This is a genomic window from Streptomyces xanthochromogenes (genome assembly GCF_014650455.1).
Classification (GTDB): domain Bacteria; phylum Actinomycetota; class Actinomycetes; order Streptomycetales; family Streptomycetaceae; genus Streptomyces; species Streptomyces xanthochromogenes.
On the sequence record NZ_BMUZ01000001.1, the window covers coordinates 448,699 to 465,566 of the forward strand.

15 protein-coding genes are annotated in these 16,868 nt (G+C 71.4%); 2 read left to right on the plus strand and 13 right to left on the minus strand.

Annotation, left to right across the window (positions count from 1 at the left end; all coding sequences use genetic code 11):
• The first annotated feature begins 57 nt into the window (after positions 1-57).
• The gene (locus IE267_RS02020; RefSeq protein ID WP_161244960.1) at positions 58-1,341 is read left to right on the plus strand and encodes an MFS transporter; all 1,284 of its coding nucleotides are present in this window, start codon (positions 58-60) and stop codon (positions 1,339-1,341) included.
• A gap of 91 nt (positions 1,342-1,432) precedes the next feature.
• Positions 1,433-2,431 (plus strand): sigma-70 family RNA polymerase sigma factor, encoded by a 999-nt coding sequence (locus IE267_RS02025; protein WP_189761975.1) that lies wholly within the window; start codon positions 1,433-1,435, stop codon positions 2,429-2,431.
• Between the two features lie 42 nt (positions 2,432-2,473).
• Here IE267_RS02025 and IE267_RS02030 read toward each other — a convergent pair whose 3' ends face one another.
• The 13 genes from IE267_RS02030 to IE267_RS02090 form a co-directional block, all read right to left on the minus strand.
• Positions 2,474-2,794 carry an STAS domain-containing protein gene (locus tag IE267_RS02030; RefSeq protein WP_189761976.1) on the minus strand — a complete coding sequence of 107 codons (321 nt, stop codon included), beginning with the start codon at positions 2,792-2,794 and terminating at the stop codon, positions 2,474-2,476.
• 21 nt (positions 2,795-2,815) lie between these two features.
• Positions 2,816-3,406 carry a Uma2 family endonuclease gene (locus IE267_RS02035; protein WP_189761977.1) on the minus strand — a complete coding sequence of 197 codons (591 nt, stop codon included), beginning with the start codon at positions 3,404-3,406 and terminating at the stop codon, positions 2,816-2,818.
• 108 nt (positions 3,407-3,514) lie between these two features.
• Entirely contained in the window at positions 3,515-4,792 is a 1,278-nt protein-coding gene (locus IE267_RS02040) for a thymidine phosphorylase (RefSeq protein ID WP_100574759.1), read from the minus strand.
• 100 nt (positions 4,793-4,892) lie between these two features.
• A complete protein-coding gene (locus IE267_RS02045; protein ID WP_161244955.1) occupies positions 4,893-5,285 on the minus strand; it encodes a cytidine deaminase in 393 nt (130 codons plus the stop codon).
• Positions 5,282-6,571 (minus strand): ABC transporter permease, encoded by a 1,290-nt coding sequence (locus IE267_RS02050; RefSeq protein WP_167157455.1) that lies wholly within the window; start codon positions 6,569-6,571, stop codon positions 5,282-5,284. The genes IE267_RS02045 and IE267_RS02050 overlap by 4 nt, the downstream gene beginning before the upstream one ends.
• Positions 6,568-7,692: an ABC transporter permease gene (locus IE267_RS02055; RefSeq protein WP_167157457.1), complete on the minus strand. Its 1,125-nt coding sequence runs from the start codon at positions 7,690-7,692 to the stop codon at positions 6,568-6,570. The genes IE267_RS02050 and IE267_RS02055 overlap by 4 nt, the downstream gene beginning before the upstream one ends.
• Positions 7,689-9,326 (minus strand): ABC transporter ATP-binding protein, encoded by a 1,638-nt coding sequence (locus IE267_RS02060; RefSeq protein WP_167157459.1) that lies wholly within the window; start codon positions 9,324-9,326, stop codon positions 7,689-7,691. Before IE267_RS02060 ends, IE267_RS02055 begins: the two co-directional genes overlap by 4 nt.
• A gap of 156 nt (positions 9,327-9,482) precedes the next feature.
• Positions 9,483-10,547: a BMP family lipoprotein gene (locus tag IE267_RS02065; protein WP_161244950.1), complete on the minus strand. Its 1,065-nt coding sequence runs from the start codon at positions 10,545-10,547 to the stop codon at positions 9,483-9,485.
• Between the two features lie 140 nt (positions 10,548-10,687).
• Complete coding sequence (locus tag IE267_RS02070; protein ID WP_189762147.1) at positions 10,688-11,914, minus strand: amidohydrolase; 1,227 nt, start codon at positions 11,912-11,914, stop codon at positions 10,688-10,690.
• Positions 11,915-12,139: 225 nt separating this feature from the next.
• Positions 12,140-13,231 (minus strand): hypothetical protein, encoded by a 1,092-nt coding sequence (locus tag IE267_RS02075; protein ID WP_161244949.1) that lies wholly within the window; start codon positions 13,229-13,231, stop codon positions 12,140-12,142.
• Between the two features lie 15 nt (positions 13,232-13,246).
• Positions 13,247-14,191 (minus strand): N-acetylneuraminate synthase family protein, encoded by a 945-nt coding sequence (locus IE267_RS02080; RefSeq protein ID WP_167157463.1) that lies wholly within the window; start codon positions 14,189-14,191, stop codon positions 13,247-13,249.
• 43 nt (positions 14,192-14,234) lie between these two features.
• Positions 14,235-15,464: an acylneuraminate cytidylyltransferase gene (locus IE267_RS02085; protein ID WP_189761978.1), complete on the minus strand. Its 1,230-nt coding sequence runs from the start codon at positions 15,462-15,464 to the stop codon at positions 14,235-14,237.
• The gene (locus tag IE267_RS02090; protein ID WP_189761979.1) at positions 15,464-16,849 is read right to left on the minus strand and encodes a DUF6716 putative glycosyltransferase; all 1,386 of its coding nucleotides are present in this window, start codon (positions 16,847-16,849) and stop codon (positions 15,464-15,466) included. Before IE267_RS02090 ends, IE267_RS02085 begins: the two co-directional genes overlap by 1 nt.
• Positions 16,850-16,868 lie beyond the last annotated feature (19 nt).

Genomic DNA, 16,868 nt, shown 5'->3' on the forward strand with positions numbered 1-16,868 from the left:
CGATTGTCCCCCATCTGTGCATTGGACGCATAAACACGACGGGCCTACGGTCGTCGTATGCCTCCCGCCAGTACCGGGGCGTCCACCACCGTGGCCGCCTCCCCCTCGTCGTCCCCGCTCCAGCTCACCCCCGGCGCCGCCGGCTACCGCCGGATGAGCTTCGCGCTCTTCGCCGCCGGTGTCGCCACCTTCGCCCTCCTCTACTCCACCCAGGCCCTGCTGCCGCTGATCTCCTCGGACCTCGGGGCCACGGCGAGCGCGGCCAGCTGGACGGTGTCGGCGGCGACCGGCGCGCTCGCCCTGTTCGTGCTGCCGCTGAGCGCGCTGTCCGAGCGGTTCGGACGGACCCGGATGATGACGGTCTCGCTGGCCGTCGCGGTGGCGGTGGGCCTGCTCGTCCCGTTCGCGCCGAACGTGGGCTGGCTGGTGGCGCTGCGCGCGGTGCAGGGCGCGGCGATCGCGGGTCTGCCCGCCTCGGCGATGGCCTACCTGGCGGAAGAAGTGAAGCCGAAGGCGCTGGTCGCGGCGATCGGCCTGTTCGTCGCGGGCAATTCGATCGGCGGCATGAGCGGGCGCATCCTGACCGGCTGGGTCGCACAGGCCTGGGGCTGGCGCGCGGCCCTGTTCGCGGTGGGCGCGCTGGCCGCCGTGTGCGCGGTGGCGTTCCGTCTGCTCCTCCCCAAGGCCCGTCATTTCACGCCGGGTTCGCTGAACCCGCGCGCCCTGGCCCGCACGGTGCGCGGCCACCTCGGCGACCCGCTCCTGGTCCGGCTGTACGCGATCGGCGCCCTGTTCATGACGGTGTTCGGCGCGGTCTACACGGTGATCGGCTACCGCCTCACCGCGGCGCCCTTCAACCTGCCGCAGGGCCTGATCGGCTCGATCTTCCTGGTCTACCTGGTCGGCACGGTCTCCTCCGCCGCGGCCGGCAAGCTGGTGGCCCGGGTGGGCCGGCGCGGCGCCCTGTACCTGGCGGTCTCCACGACCGCGGCGGGCCTGCTCCTGTCCCTCGCGTCCTCGCTGCCCGCGATCCTGGCGGGCCTGGTCCTGATCACCGCGGGATTCTTCGCGGGCCACGCGGTCGCCTCTTCGTCGGTGAGCCACACCGCCAAGCACGGCCGCGCCCAGGCATCCGCGCTCTACCAGTCCGCCTACTACCTGGGCTCCAGCGCCGGCGGCACGCTCGGCGCGGTCGCCTTCCACTCCGGCGGCTGGCCGGCCACGGTGCTGCTCGGCATCCTCGCGGTCCTCGGCGTCGTCTCGGTCACCCTGTACGGCTCGCACGCGGCCCGCGCCGAGCGCCGCAGCCACGGCCTGCACCTGGCGCACGCCCGTCACTGACCTGCGCCTTTTCCCGTAGTCGCGCGATTGTCAGTGGGGTCCGGTAGCTTCCGAAGTGCTGGCACCACAAGGCGCGACATGGGGTGGACCGATGAGTGATCTGGCAGCGGCGGCGGATCTGGACGTACGCCTCGAAGAACACCGCAGAGAGCTGACGGGGTACTGCTACCGGATGCTCGGCTCGGCCTTCGAGGCGGAGGACGCGGTGCAGGACACGCTGGTGCGGGCGTGGCGCAGCATCGACAAGTTCGAGGGCCGCTCCTCGCTGCGCTCGTGGCTGTACCGCATCGCGACCAACGTCTGCCTGGACATGCTGACCGCGGGCAACAAGCGGGCCCGCCCGATGGACCTCACGGCGGCGACGCCGGTGGCCAACGCCCAGCTCAACTCCCGCCCGGAGGTGACCTGGCTGGAGCCGGTGCCGGACGGCCGGGTGCTGCCCACCGTCGAGGACCCGGCGGAGGCCGCGCTCGCCCGCGAGTCGGTGCGGCTCGCCTTCGTCGCGGCGCTCCAGCACCTGCCGCCCAAGCAGCGCGCGGTGCTGATCCTGCGCGAGGTGCTCGCCTGGAAGGCGGCGGAGGTCGCCGAGCTGCTCGACACGAGCGTGGCATCGGTCAACTCGGCCCTCCAGCGCGCCCGTTCTACGCTGGCCGAGTCGGAGCCCAAGGAGTCGGACGCGGCGGACCCGCTGGACGAGGAGCAGCAGAAGCTCCTGGCGCGGTACGTGGCGGCCTTCGAGGGCTACGACATGACCGCGCTGACCGCCCTCCTCCACGAGGACGCCACGCTGTCCATGCCGCCGTACGACCTGTGGCTGCGCGGCCACGACGACATCGTGGGCTGGATGCTCGGCGTGGGCGAGGTCTGCCGGGGCTCGCGCCTGCTCCCGACGGTGGCCAACGGCACGCCCGCGTTCGCCCACTACCACCCGGACCCGGCGGGCGGCTTCACGCCGTGGGCCCTGATGGTGATCGAGACGAACGGGGGCAAGGTGTCCGGCATCTGCTCGTTCCTCGACACGGAACGCTGGTTCCCCCTCTTCGACCTCCCGGCCCGCCTGGACGCGGAGGGCAACCCGGAGACGCCGTAGGCATAGGGATGGGGCCGGGGTGGCCGTCGGGGGCGCCGCCCCCTACTCGCCCCCCAGCCCCGTCAGCTCCAGGAGCGCCACCAGCCCGGCCCCGGCGTTGCGCATACGGACCCGTCTCCCGGCCCGCCGGGCCGTGAGCCGCAGCCGGGCCACGGCCTCGACGGCGGCGAGGTCGGCCCGGGTCACCGCGGCGAGGTCGCACACGACCTCCGCGGCCCCGCCTCCGTAGAGCCGGCGCAGCCGCTCGCACAGGAGCGGGACGTCGGCGAAGGTGACGGGGTGGGGGACGACGAGGACAGGGTGCTGCTCCGGGGGCTCGGTGGCTTCCACAAGGGTGAGACCGGGGCGGGGCGTGGAATTCATCGGTCGCGGAAGCCGACCGGGCTAGTGGACCGGGAAGCTTCCGGCGTCGATCTCCAGGTCGAAGGGCGCGGGCAGCGTCAGCTTCTCGCCGTATTCGACCGTGCCGAGGACGCGATAGGTGCCGTGTTCTGGTTCGCCGTAGAGCGTCGCGGTCGGCCGACCGGAGTGCCAGGGGTCGAGGAGCAAGTACAACGGCACGCCTGCCCTGGCATAGCCGTGGGTCTTCGTCACCCGGTCGTGGTTGGCGTTGCTCTTGGAGGTGACCTCGACGACGAGCTCGGCGTCTTCCGCGGCCGTACGGCCGTCCGGACCCTGGCTCAGGCGTGATCGCGGGATCATCACAAGGTCGGGCATGTACAGGCCCCCACTCTGTGGGAGGGCGAGACCCAGTGTCTGGTAGATCGCCCAGCCTTCCGGCAGCACCGTGAGAAGTTGCTCCTGCACGAGCCAAGCGGTGTCGTTGTGTTCGTCGGACGGCGGTGGTGACACGGTGACGATCCCCTCGATGATCTCCACCTTGCAGCCCTCGGGTGCGTCCGTCTCCTCCCAGATCCGGACGACGTCGTCCCACTCGTGGCCGGTGCCGGAGTGGTCGACGGTGAGTGCGCTCATGGCGGTCTCCCTGCGTCGGTTCGTCACGCAGTCCAGCATGCCGAACGGGACCGGCGGAGGTCCACCGGTCCCGTTCACCCATACCAGGGCCCCCCTGGAAAGCCCAGGTCAGGCGATACGTTCCCGCACGATCGGCGTCGCCGAGAACGCCGTGCCGGCCGGGGCCACGTCGTACGACGCGTCCAGCGACTTCAGTGCGTACTCGAACTTCTCCGGCGTGTCCGTGTGCAGGGTCAGCAGGGGCTGGCCCGCGGTGACCGTGTCGCCGGGCTTGGCGTGGAGTTCGACGCCGGCGCCGGCCTGGACCGGGTCCTCCTTGCGGGCGCGGCCGGCACCGAGGCGCCAGGCGGCCACGCCGATGTCGTACGCGTCGAGGCGGGTCAGGACGCCCGAGGAGGGGGCGGTGATGACGTGCTGCTCGCGGGCGACCGGCAGGGTCGCGTCCGGGTCGCCGCCCTGGGCCGCGATCATCCGGCGCCACACGTCCATCGCGGAGCCGTCCGCGAGGGCCTTCGCCGGGTCGGCGTCCTTGATGCCCGCCGCGTCCAGCATCTCGCGGGCGAGCGCGATGGTGAGCTCGACGACGTCGGCGGGGCCGCCGCCCGCCAACACCTCGACGGATTCCCGGACTTCGAGGGCGTTGCCCGCGGTCAGGCCGAGCGGGGTGGACATGTCGGTGAGGAGCGCCACCGTCTTCACACCGCTGTCGGTGCCCAACGCGACCATCGTGGAGGCCAGTTCACGCGCGTCCTCGATGTTCTTCATGAAGGCGCCGGTGCCGACCTTCACGTCCAGGACCAGCGAGCCGGTGCCCTCCGCGATCTTCTTCGACATGATGGACGACGCGATCAGGGGGATCGCCTCGACCGTGCCGGTCACGTCGCGCAGCGCGTAGAGCTTCTTGTCGGCGGGGGCCAGGCCGTCGCCCGCCGCGCAGATGACCGCGCCGGTGGTGTCGAGGACGTTCAGCATCTCCTCGTTGGAGAGCAGCGCGCGCCAGCCGGGGATGGACTCCAGCTTGTCCAGGGTGCCGCCGGTGTGGCCGAGGCCCCGGCCCGAGAGCTGCGGCACGGCCGCGCCGCAGGCGGCGACCAGCGGGGCGAGCGGCAGGGTGATCTTGTCGCCGACGCCGCCGGTGGAGTGCTTGTCGGCGGTCGGGCGCGAGAGCGAGTCGAAGTTCATGCGCTCGCCGGAGGCGATCATCGCGGCCGTCCAGCGGGCGATCTCCGTGCGGTTCATGCCGTTGAGGAGGATGGCCATGGCCAGCGCGGACATCTGCTCGTCGGCGACCTCGCCGCGCGTGTACGCGTCGATGACCCAGTCGATCTGCTCGGGAGACAGCTCGCCCCGGTCTCGCTTGGTGCGGATGACGGAGATGACGTCCATGGCATTCCTTCCGGCTTGGTGCACGTTACGTGCGCGACTCTACGCGCATAGAGGTGAGGTGAGAGTGCGGCCCCCGCACCGGGGTGCGGGGGCCGCGAGGTTACTTCAGGTGGTCCGGGCCGAAGGCCTGGGGGAGCATCTCGGACAGCGTCAGGATGCCGGCCGGGGTCTCCAACAGGAGCTCGGGACCGCCGAATTCGAAGAGCAGCTGACGGCAGCGGCCGCACGGCACCAGCACGTCGCCGTGACCGTCGACGCAGGTGAAGTGCGTCAGCCGGCCGCCGCCGGACAGCTGGAGCGCCGAGACGAGCCCGCACTCGGCGCACAGGCCGATGCCGTACGACGCGTTCTCGACGTTGCAGCCGGTGACGGTTCGCCCGTCGTCGACCAGGGCCGCGGCCCCGACCGAGTAACCCGAGTACGGCGCGTACGCGCGGGACATGGCCTCGCGCGCGGCCGTGCGCAGGGCGTCCCAGTCGGGCGCCGGCGTCACTTGCCCTGGCCCTTCCGGTAGCGCATGCCGTCCGCCTTGGGCATCCGCAGACGCTGGGCGGAGAGCGACAGGACGAGCAGCGTCACGACGTACGGGGTCGCGCCGACGAAGTCGCCGGGCACGTCGTCGGTCAGCAGGTACCAGACCAGGATCAGCACGGCCATCACCGCGCTGATCGCGGCCTGCAGCATGGCCTTCTTGTACAGCTTCCAGCCCGCGAGCGCCGCGAGCAGCACGACGAGCAGGAGCAGCAGGGCGTGCACGGTGGTGCCGCCGTTGCGCAGCTGGAGCGCGTCGGAGAAGCCGAACAGGCCCGCGCCCATGGCGAGTCCGCCCGGACGCCAGTTGCCGAAGATCATCGCGGCGAGGCCGATGTAGCCGCGGCCGCCGGTCTGGCCCTCCAGGTAGATGTGCGAGGTGACCAGGGCGAGGAACGCGCCGCCGAGACCGGCGAGGCCGCCGGAGACGGCGACCGCCGCGTACTTGTAGGAGTACACGTTGACGCCGAGCGACTCGGCCGCGATCGGGTTCTCGCCGCAGGAACGCAGGCGCAGGCCGAAGGCCGTGCGCCACAGCAGCCACCAGGTGCCGACGAACAGCGCGACGGCGATGACGGTGACCCAGGAGACCTCGGTGACCAGGCCGCCGACGATGCCGGCGAGGTCGGAGATCAGGAACCAGTGGTGGTTCTGGACCGACTCCAGGCCGGAGGACAGGCCCGGGATGGAGAAGCTGGGCAGCGAGTCGGCGGGCGGCGACTGCTTGGGGTTGCCTCCCTTGACCTGGGCCTCGCCGCCGTTGAAGAACAGCTTGGCCAGGTACTGCGTCACGCCGAGCGCGAGCAGGTTGACCGCGACACCGGAGACGATGTGGTCGACGCCGAAGGTGATGGTGGCGACCGCGTGGATCAGTCCGCCGAGCACACCGAAGCCGATGCCCGCGAGCAGCCCGAGCCAGGGGCTGGACTGCCAGCCGACCCAGCCGGCCCCGAAGGTGCCGAGGATCATCATGCCTTCGAGGCCGATGTTGACCACGCCGGCCCGCTCGGACCACAGGCCGGCCAGGCCCGCGAGCCCGATGGGCACCGCGAGGCCGAGCGCGGCGCTGATCTGGCCCTCGCTGGTGAGCTGGTCGGCGCCGGTGATGACGCGTACGGCGGAGACGAGGATCAGCGCACCCGCGATGATCATCAGGACCTGCGCGAGGGAGAACTTGCGCTTGGCGTTGCCCCGCTTGACCCCGGCCGGAGGCGGTGGGGTCGTGGTCGTTTCGGTCGTGACGCTCATGCCGTCACCTCCGTCTCGGTCTTGGCGGCCTGGGCCGCGAGCTCGGCGCCGACGCGCTGTTGCTGGCGCTTGAGGCCGTAACGGCGGACGAGTTCGTAGGCGATCACGACGCACAGGACGATGACGCCCTGGATCACGCCGAGGATCTCCTTGTCGTAACCGATCACTTCGAAGTGGCCGGTGGTGCGCTCCAGGTAGCCCCAGAGCAGCGCGGCGAGCGCGACGCCCACCGGGTGGTTGCGGCCGAGCAGGGCGATGGCGATGCCGGTGAAGCCGAGGCCGAGCGGGAAGCTGTTGTCGAACTGGTGGCTGTCGTTGAGCAGCGTCGGCATGCCGACGAGACCGGCCACCGCGCCCGAGATGATCATGCTGGTGACGATCATCTTCTTGACGTTGGCGCCGCTGGCCGCGGCCGCGGACTCGGACTGGCCGACCGCCCGCAGGTCGAAGCCGAAGCGGGTGCGGCCGAGCGTGAACCAGTACGCGACGCCGACGAGCACGGCGACGACGATGAAGCCCCACAGCTGGCCGGCCGGACCCATGTCCATGGTGAAGAACCAGGACGAGGTGGGCAGCGGCTTGGTCGAGACGAGCGTGCCCGCCTCGTCGAGCTGGCCGAGCCGGTCGGGCTGGAGCAGATAGGCGATGATCGCCGTCGCGATGGCGTTCAGCATGATGGTCGAGATGACCTCGCTGACGCCCCGGGTGACCTTGAGGATGCCCGCGACCGCCGACCACATCGCGCCGACCAGCATGGCGACGACGATGATGATCGGGATCTGCACGATGCCGGGCAGGCTCAGCGCGCCGCCGACTACCGCGGCGAGGAACGCGGCCAGGCGGTACTGGCCGTCGACGCCGATGTTGAACAGGTTCATCCGGAAGCCGATGGCCACCGCGATGCCCGCCAGGTAGTACGTCGTCGCCTTGTTGAGGATGTAGACCTGGCTGTCGCTCGCCGAGCCGTACGACAGCATGTCGTTGAAGGCCGGGAACGGGTTCTTGCCGGTGGCGAGGATGATCAGCGCGGTGACGACAAGGGCCGCGACGAGCGCGAGCACGGGGGCCGCGATCGCGAGGAGCAGCTTCTCCTTGTCGATGCGGGAGGTGAGCTTCTTCATCGGTCCTCTCCCCCAGTGTTCTCCTGGTGCTCCAGGTGGCCGGTGGCGGCACCGGTCATGGCGGAACCCAGTTCCTCGGGGGTGATCGTGGCGGGGTCGGCGTCGGCGACCAGACGGCCCCGGTACATCACCCGCAGGGTGTCGGACAGGCCGATCAGCTCGTCCAGGTCGGCGGAGATCAGGAGTACGGCGAGGCCCTCACGGCGGGCTTCGCGGATCTGGTCCCAGATCTGCGCCTGGGCGCCGACGTCCACGCCCCGGGTGGGGTGCGCGGCGATCAGCAGCTTGGGGTTGTGGCTCATCTCGCGGCCGACGATCAGCTTCTGCTGGTTGCCGCCGGACAGGGAGGCCGCGGTGACCTCGATGCCGGGGGTGCGCACGTCGTACTCGCGCACGATCCGCTCGGTGTCCCTGCGCGCGGCCTTGTTGTCGAGGAGGGCGCCCTTGGAGTTGGGCCTCTCGGTGACGTGGCCGAGGATGCGGTTCTCCCAGAGGGGGGCCTCAAGGAGCAGGCCGTGGCGGTGGCGGTCCTCGGGGATGTAGCCGATGCCGTCCTCGCGGCGCTTGCGCGTCGGGGCCGTGGAGATGTCGGTGGTGTCGAGCGTGATGGCACCGCCGTCGGGGATGCGCATGCCCATGATGGCCTCGACGAGCTCGGCCTGGCCGTTGCCCTCGACGCCGGCGATGCCCAGCACCTCACCCTTGTGGATGGTGAAGGACACCGAGGACAGCACCTCGCGCACCACGCCGTCGGGGTCGGTGGCGGCCAGCCTCAGACCGTCGACCTGGAGCATCGGGACCGTGGTGACGGTCGACTCGCGGGTCTCGGGCGAGGGCAGTTCGCTGCCCACCATCAGCTCGGCGAGCTGCTTGGTGGTGGTGCTGCGGGGGTCGGCGGTGCCGACGGTGGTGCCGCGCCGGATCACCGTGATCTCGTCGGCGACCGAGAGGACCTCGCCCAGCTTGTGCGAGATGAAGATGACGGTCAGGCCCTCGGCCTTGAGCTCGCGCAGGTTGTCGAAGAGCGCCTCGACCTCCTGCGGGACGAGGACCGCGGTCGGCTCGTCGAGGATGAGGGTGCGCGCGCCGCGGTAGAGGACCTTGAGGATCTCCACGCGCTGGCGGTCGGCGACCCCGAGGTCCTCGACGAGGGCGTCCGGGCGGACCCCGAGGCCGTACGCGTCCGAGATCTCCTTGATCTTGTTGCGGGCCTTGGAGCCGATGCCGTACAGCTTCTCGCCGCCGAGGACGACGTTCTCCAGGACGGTCAGGTTGTCGGCCAGCATGAAGTGCTGGTGGACCATGCCGATGCCGAGCGCGATGGCGTCGGCCGGGCTGGAGAACGAGGCCTGGGTGCCGTCGATGGTGATGGTGCCCTCGTCCGGCTTCTGCATGCCGTAGAGGATCTTCATCAGGGTCGACTTGCCGGCGCCGTTCTCACCGCACAGCGCGTGCACGGTGCCCTTGCGGACGGTGATGTCGATGTCCTTGTTGGCGACGACACCGGGGAATCGTTTGGTGATGCCGCGCAGTTCGACGGCGGGAGGGCTGGACGCGTTGATGGCGCACTCTCCTCGTGGGCAGGAGCGGGGGGCGGGGAGCTTCCGGGGAAGCCTGGAAGCGCGCTGACGCATCGGCCGGACGCCCGGCCTAGTAGTTCAGCACACTCCTGGCGCGCCAACTCCGGCCTACGCGCGTAGAGTTGACACTTCGTTATGGCCCGGTGAGGCAGGGCGGTCCCTGCTTCACCGGGCCGGATGCGACGGGAGACGGTCAGTGACCGTCCCGGGTCACGGGGTCGTCTTGACCTTGATGGAGCCGTCGACGATCTTCTTCTGGGCCGCGTCGAGCTGCGCCTTCAGGTCGTCGATGAAGCCACCGCTGGTGGCCAGCGAAACGCCGCCCTTGGCCAGCGGGTAGCTGTTGGTGCCGACCAGCGGCTTGCCGTCCTTGATCGACTTGATCAGGTCGTAGACGCCGATGTCGACGTTCTTGACGACCGAGGTCAGGATCGAGTTCTTGTACTTGGAGAGCGAGGCCTGCTGGTACTGGTCGGAGTCGACACCGATCGCCCAGGCGCCCTTCTTGCCCGAGACGGCCTCGATCGCACCGGTGCCGGAGGAGCCGGCCGCGGTGTAGATGACGTCGGCGCCGTTGTCGAGCATGCCCTGGGCGGCTTCCTTGCCCTTGTCGGGGCTGGCGAAGCCGGACGTGTCCGAGCCGTGCGACAGGTACTGGTTGTCGATCTTGACGTCGGGCTTGGTGTCCTTGACGCCCTGGTTGAAGCCCGCCTCGAACTTCTTGATGAGGGGGACGTCGACGCCGCCGATGAAGCCGACGTGGTTCGTCTTGGTCTTCAGCGCCGCGGCGACACCCGCGAGGTAGGAGCCCTGCTCCTCGGTGAAGACGATGTTGTCGATGTTCTTCGGGCCCTCGACGACGGAGTCGACGATGCCGAACGTGACGTTCGGGTACTTGACCGCGACCTTCTTCATCGAGTTCGCGTAGGCGTAACCGATGCCGATGACCGGGTTGTAGCCCGCGCCGGCGAGGTCGGTCAGACGCTGTTCGCGGTCGGCCTCGGTGTCGGTGGTCTTGGCGGTCAGCTCCTTGACGGAGCCGCCGAACTCGGCCTTGGCCTTGTCGATTCCGCGCGCGGCGGAGTCGTTGAACGAGTGGTCGCCACGGCCGCCGACGTCGTACGCGACACCGATCTTGACGCCGTTGCCGCCCGCGGCGGACGAGGAGGAGTTGCCCGAGTCCTTCTGGGAGGACGTGGAGCCACAGGCGGTGGCGGAAAGCGCGAGCGCGGCGGTGGCGATACCTGCCGCAGCGATCTTGGATACCCGGCGCACGAGGAGGTCCCTTCAAACCTGAACCGAGGCGCCCCTACCGGCGCTGGTTTCGCGTCGGATCGTAACGCGCGTAGATGTCGCGTAAAGCCCTGTTCGGAAGCCGTTATCGAATCGCCGCGAACAGGGGATGAAGTGTCCGGTTACGCGCGGTTGCCATCGAGGAGCGCGGCGGCGGTGAAGAGTTCGACTCCGACCTTGATGGCGGCCTCGTCCGCATCGAAATCACCCCGATGGAGGTCAAGCCGGGCATTCGAGCCCGGTGTACGGACCCCGAGGCGAGCCATCGCCCCAGGCACGTGCTCCAGGTACCACGAAAAGTCCTCGCCACCCAGTGACTGCTCCGTGTCCTCGACCGCGTGCGCCCCGCGGCGGGCCGTCATGGCCTCCGCGAGCAGCTCCGTGACGATCGGATCGTTGACGACCGGGGGCACTCCGCGGACGTAGTTGATCTCCGATTTGGCCCCGTGCAGGGTGGCCACCTCGTCGATCGCGGCGTGCACCAGGTCGGGCGCGTCGCGCCAGGCCGCCAGCTCCAGGCAGCGCACGGTTCCGGCCAGCTCGGCGTGCATCGGGATGACGTTGCAGGCGTGGCCCGCCTCGATGCGGCCCCAGGTGAGCGCGAGCCCCGCGCGGGCGTCGATGCGGCGGGCGAGCAGCGCGGGCACGTCGGCGGCGACCCGGGCGACGGCGGTCACCAGGTCGGTCGTCAGGTGCGGCCGGGCGGTGTGGCCGCCGGGCCCGTCGAGGGAGACCTCAAGGCGGTCGCAGGCGGAGGTGATGGCGCCGTGCCGCAGGCCGATGCGCCCGGCGTCCACGCGGGGGTCGCAGTGCACCGCGATGATCCGGCCCACGCCGTCCAGGCAGCCGGCCGCGATGGCGTCGGCCGCGCCGCCGGGCAGCACCTCCTCGGCGGGCTGGAAGAGCAGCCGCACGGGGGCGGGCAGCAGGCCCTCGCGGTGCAGCTTCGCGAGGACCAGGCCCGCGCCGAGGACGGTGGTGGTGTGCACGTCGTGCCCGCAGGCGTGGGCGCGGTCGGGCACGGTGGACCGGTAGGACACGCCCGCCTTGGCGTCGGGAATGGGCAGCGCGTCGATGTCCGCGCGCAGGGCCAGGGCGGGGCGCTCGTGGTCCCAGGTCCCGATGTCGCAGATGAGGCCGGTGCCGGAGGGGAGCACGCGTGGTTCGAGGCCGGCGGCTTCGAGGCGGCCCTTGATCGCGGCGGTGGTCCGGAACTCCTGGTTTCCGAGCTCGGGATGCATGTGCAAGTCCCGCCGGAAGGCGACGAGTTCGGCGAACAGCGCCTCGCTCAGCTCGCCGGGCAGCGGTGCTTCGCCGGGCAGATCGGCTTCGGACGACTCACGGGACATCAACTGGTTCACTCGTTGAGGGTAGGCCTCTTGAAGGGTCAACTCACGCGCGATCAACAAAAGTTCAGCCGCATAGGGGAAAGAAAGCTGGTCGCACGGCGCATGCCGTTCGTGACAACTGGGTAAACTATTTCATCCTTCCGCCCGATGACCGGGCCCGGGCGTTCCCCCCAGAGTAGGAGCGGCCGCACTCGCCGGGGTGGGACGACACCCCGCCGGGCAAGGCTAGGCAGCCACTCTGGCCAGGCCGTGGGCCCGGCGGGCCGCCCCCGTCACCCCGTCGAGGAATCCCTGGGCGCGCGGGGATGCCTTGTCGGTGAGCCACCGCGGGTCTATGTCGCAGACCACGACCCGCACCCCGGTGCCCGCGAGCGCGAGCGGCAGGGTGTGCACGACGGTGGAGGGGAAGCTGAGGATCGTGCGGCCCACCGGGCCCCGGCGGGCGATGAGTTCGAGCGGCAGGTCGGGGCGTACGACTTCGAGACCGGTACGGGCGTGCAGCGTGTGCAGCTTCTCGGCGGACTCCCGGCGGTGCGCGAAATAGCGGGTCACCCCGTGCGTACGGGCCAGCTGCCCGACCGCGGCGAGGTAGCTCTCCGGGTCGACGACCCCGGTCTCCACCAGTGAAGTCCCCACCAGATCGGCGCCCTTGGTCAGGCGCGGCGGCCCGAAGCCGGCGCGCGTCCAGCCGAAGGTGTTGGCGGTGACGGTGACGCCCTCGGGCGCCTCGACGGGCATCGCGCTGAACACCTCGACGCTGCGACGCCTCGACGGGGTGAGCCGGCGGCGGGCCGCCGCGGAGACCGGCGCGAACGCGAGGTCACGGACGCCGGCCCGGCTGCCCCGCCGGTGCCAGCGCACCAGGCGTTCGCCGCGGGCGAGTTGGGAGACGAACTCCATGGTGGCCGTCCCGTCGTCGACGACCACCAGGTCGCGGGCGCGGGAGACGGTGAGAAGCAGCTGGACGTAGCGCGAGAACGGGTCGCCCATGACGATCCGGTCGGCCCGCCGCAGCATCGGAGTGAGCCCGCCGATGGTGTGCAGCGGCGCCGTGAGGCCGCCCCGGGCCTCCTCCCAGCGCACCTTCGTGCCGGCGTCCCTGGCGAGCTCGGCCATCCGGCGCAGCTGGCCGCGCGACATGGGGTCGGTCGGCGAGAGCACCACGACGGTCAGGCCCGAAAGGTCCGGCGCCTCGGGACGCTGCTGCGCTGGTACGCCGTCGAGCAGCGGGCCCGGCGAATGGGCCCACTCCAGGACGTTGAGCAGCTGGACCGGGCTCTCCACGAAGGCGAGCGTGGCGGAGGTGTCCCGAGGCACGGCGGGCCCGCCCCCTCAGACCGCGGCCGGAGCGCGGTCCCCGGCGCTCTCGGCGTCGGCGGCTTCGGTCTGGGCCACTACGCCGGCGACGCGGCGCAGCTTCTTCATCGGGGCGAGCTCGGAGTCGTAGACCTTCTTGACGCCGTCGCCGAGCGCCGCCTCGATGGTGCGGATGTCACGGACCAGGCGGGTCAGGCCACCGGGCTCGACGGAGGCGGCCTGGTCGGAGCCCCACATCGCGCGGTCCAGGGTGATGTGGCGCTCGACGAACGCGGCACCGAGCGCGACCGCGGCGAGCGTGGTCTGCAGGCCGGTCTCGTGGCCGCTGTAGCCGATCGGCACGTTGGGGTACTCGGCCATCAGGCTGTTGATCACGCGCAGGTTGAGCTCCTCGGCCTTGGCCGGGTAGGTCGAAGTGGCGTGACACAGAAGGATGTTGTCGCTGCCGAGCACCTCGACCGCGTGCCGGATCTGCTTCGGCGTCGACATGCCGGTGGAGAGGATGACGGTGCGGCCGGTGGCGCGCAGCGCGCGGAGCAGCTCGTCGTCGGTGAGCGAGGCGGAGGCCACCTTGTGGGCCGGCACGTCGAACTTCTCCAGGAACGCGACGGCCTCGGTGTCCCACGGCGATGCGAACCAGTCGATGCCGCGCTCCTTGCAGTGCGCGTCGATGGTGCGGTACTCGTCCTCGCCGAACTCCACCCGGTGGCGGTAGTCGATGTACGTCATCCGGCCCCACGGGGTGTCCCGCTCGATGTCCCACTGGTCGCGCGGGGTGCAGATCTCCGGGGTGCGCTTCTGGAACTTGACCGCGTCGCAGCCGGCGTCGGCGGCCGCGTCGATCAGGGCGATCGCGTTGTCGAGGTCGCCGTTGTGGTTGATGCCGATCTCGCCGGTGACGTACACGGGGTGTCCCGGGCCTGCGGTGCGGCTGCCGAGGGTGCGCAGACGGTTGCTCATGAGGGTGTTTCCTTACATCGGACGGAGAGGCCTGGCGGGGAGGTCAGGCAGGGGTGTGCTGGGTCTGGGGGGCGTGCCGGGGAGGCGGGGTGTGGGTGAGTTCGGGTCCGAGGAGCCAGGCGGCGATCTCGCGGATCGCTCCTTCACCGCCAGGGGTGCGGGTGACGGCACGCGCCGCGGCGCGCACCGAGTCGTGGGCGCTGCCGACGGCCACCGGCCAGCCGGCGAGCGCGAAGCAGGGCAGGTCGTTGACGTCGTTGCCGGCGTAGAGCACCCGCTGGGGGTCGACGCCCTCGTCCTCGCACCACTGCTTGAGCGCGACGTCCTTGCGGTCGATGCCGTGCAGGACCGGGATCTTGAGCTTGCGGGCGCGGGCGGCGACGACGGGGTTCTGCTCGGTGGACAGGACGAGCAGCTTCAGACCGGCCCGGCGCAGGGCGGCGATGCCGAGCCCGTCGCCGCGGTGCACGGCGACGAGTTCGCGGCCCTCGGAGTCGATGAGGACCTTGTCGTCGGTCTGGGTGCCGTCGAAGTCGAGGACGACCGCGTCGACGTCGTCCCTGGTCGGGGTGGGCAGCCGGTCGAGTACGGGGGCGAGTGCGCGGGCCCGTTGCAGGTCGTGCGGCTCGTCGATCTCCAGGACCCGGGCCGGGTCGGTCCGCACGAGCGCGGTGCGGCCGAAGAAGCGGTGCCGGTGGGTACGGAAGCCCTCGGCGTCCATGGCGTACGCGGCGCCGGTCTCCAGGAAGTCCTGCGGACGGTCCTGGCGGCGCGGCCGGAACGACTTGTCGTGGCCCATGCCCTGGCCGCCGCCGAGTTCGTCCTCGCGCCACAGGAAGCCGTGGAAGGGGGCGACGGTGACGGCCGTCTCGGCGCCGTCCTCCAGGACCGCCGCGGCCACGCCCTCGACGTCCTCGCGGGTCAGGAACGGGCTGGTGCACTGCACGAGCAGCACCACCCGGGCATCCGGGTGCGCGTCCAGGGCGTGCAGGACGGCGGCCTCGCTGGTGGCGGTGTCGCCCGAGATGCCGGCCGGGCGGACGACGACGTCGGCGCCGGCCGAGCGGGCGGCGGCCGCGATCGCCGGGTCGTCGGTGGAGACGACGACGTCGGTGACGAGCCGGGCGCCGCGGCAGGCGAGCACCGCCCGCACCACGAGCGGCACCCCGGCGACGGAGGCGAGGTTCTTGGCGGGCACGCCCTTGGAGCCGCCCCGGGCGGGGATGACGGCGAGGACCTTGGGGGGTGTGCTCGGTGCGGCGGTCGGGGGCATCACAGTTCTCCCATCCGGCGGATGACGGGCGCGACCCGCTGAACGCCGTGGCGGTAGGCGCCGCGCGCCGCGTCGCGCACGGCGTCCCTGATCACCCGGCGCAGCCCGGTCCGCTCGGCGGCGGGGGCCGCGCCCGGCAGCGGGGTGCCGTCGGGGGCGAGGTGGTGGCGGGCGAGGATGCCCGGGAGGTAGCCGGGCGCGGTGGCCGCGGTGTAGTAGGGGGCGATCGGCGGCAGGCTCCGCTCCGCCAGCAACTCCCCCAACCGGGAACGCACTTGATCGAAGGCACGGTGGTACGCGTCGCCCGGCGCGACCCCCTGGGCGGCGAGCCACTCGGGGGCGGGCACGGGCCGGTACCCCGCGTCCAGCCGGTCCCAGGAGGCCAGGCAGCCGGAGCCGAGGAAGTGGTGGTTGCCGAGGGTCTCGCGCACGCCGAGGTCGGTGAGGACGGCCGTCGGCACCGAGCGGTGCAGGGACTCCAGGGCGGCGGTCGAGGAGACCGTCACCAGGAGGTCGGCGCGGTCCAGGACCTCGCCCATGTTCCCGTACGCCAGCGAGAAGTTGGGCGGCAGGTCGATGCCCTTGGCGAGCTTCTGGAAGGGGTGTTCCTCGATGTGCGTGGTGTGCTCGCCCGGCTTGGAGCGGAGCTTGAGGACCACCTCGCGCTCCGGGTGCAGCCGGGCGTGCCCGACCAGGCGGTCGAGCAGGTACCGCCGGTCGGCGCGGCTCTCCGGTACGGAGGGCTGGGCGGCGAAGACGACCGTGTCGCGGCCGGGCTCCGCCGTGTAGGCGGAGCCGCCGAGGAAGGGCAGCGCGGCCTCGGTGACGGCGGAGGCGTCCGCGCCCACGCCCTCGTACACCGCGCGGAACCGCCCGGCGTCGTGGCGGGAGTTGGCGAGGACGATGTCGGCGCCGTGCCGGAGCAGCAGGCCGTCGGCGAGCTTCTCGTAGACGACGCCCACATAGCCGGTGACGATCACCGGGCGGCAGGGACGGCCCCGCAGCCGGGCGGCGAGCCCGTGCAGCGCGGCCTGGGCGGCGCCGCCGACGAGGGCGAGCACGATGACGTCGTACGCGGGGCCGGACGGGCCCGGGGCGGCGCCGTGCGGCCCCGACTCGGCTACCGCGTCCAGGAACTGAGCCATCGTCACTTCTCGCAGGGCGTCCGCCGCCACCCCCACCTCGGCCAGCTGGCGAGGGGTGGGGGTGGCGCGGCCCCGGAGCAGGAAGCCGTCGAGTTCGGGGGCGCTGGGCGCGGTTGCGGCGGAGTCGGTCCCGGGCGCCTGTTCGGCGAGGCGGCGCGCGGTGAGCGCACCCCATTTCCACCGGGTGTCCGAATCCGCGAGAACCGCGATCCGCAGCCTTGAATCGGTACGTGATGGCACGCCGTAGAAACTAGGAAGC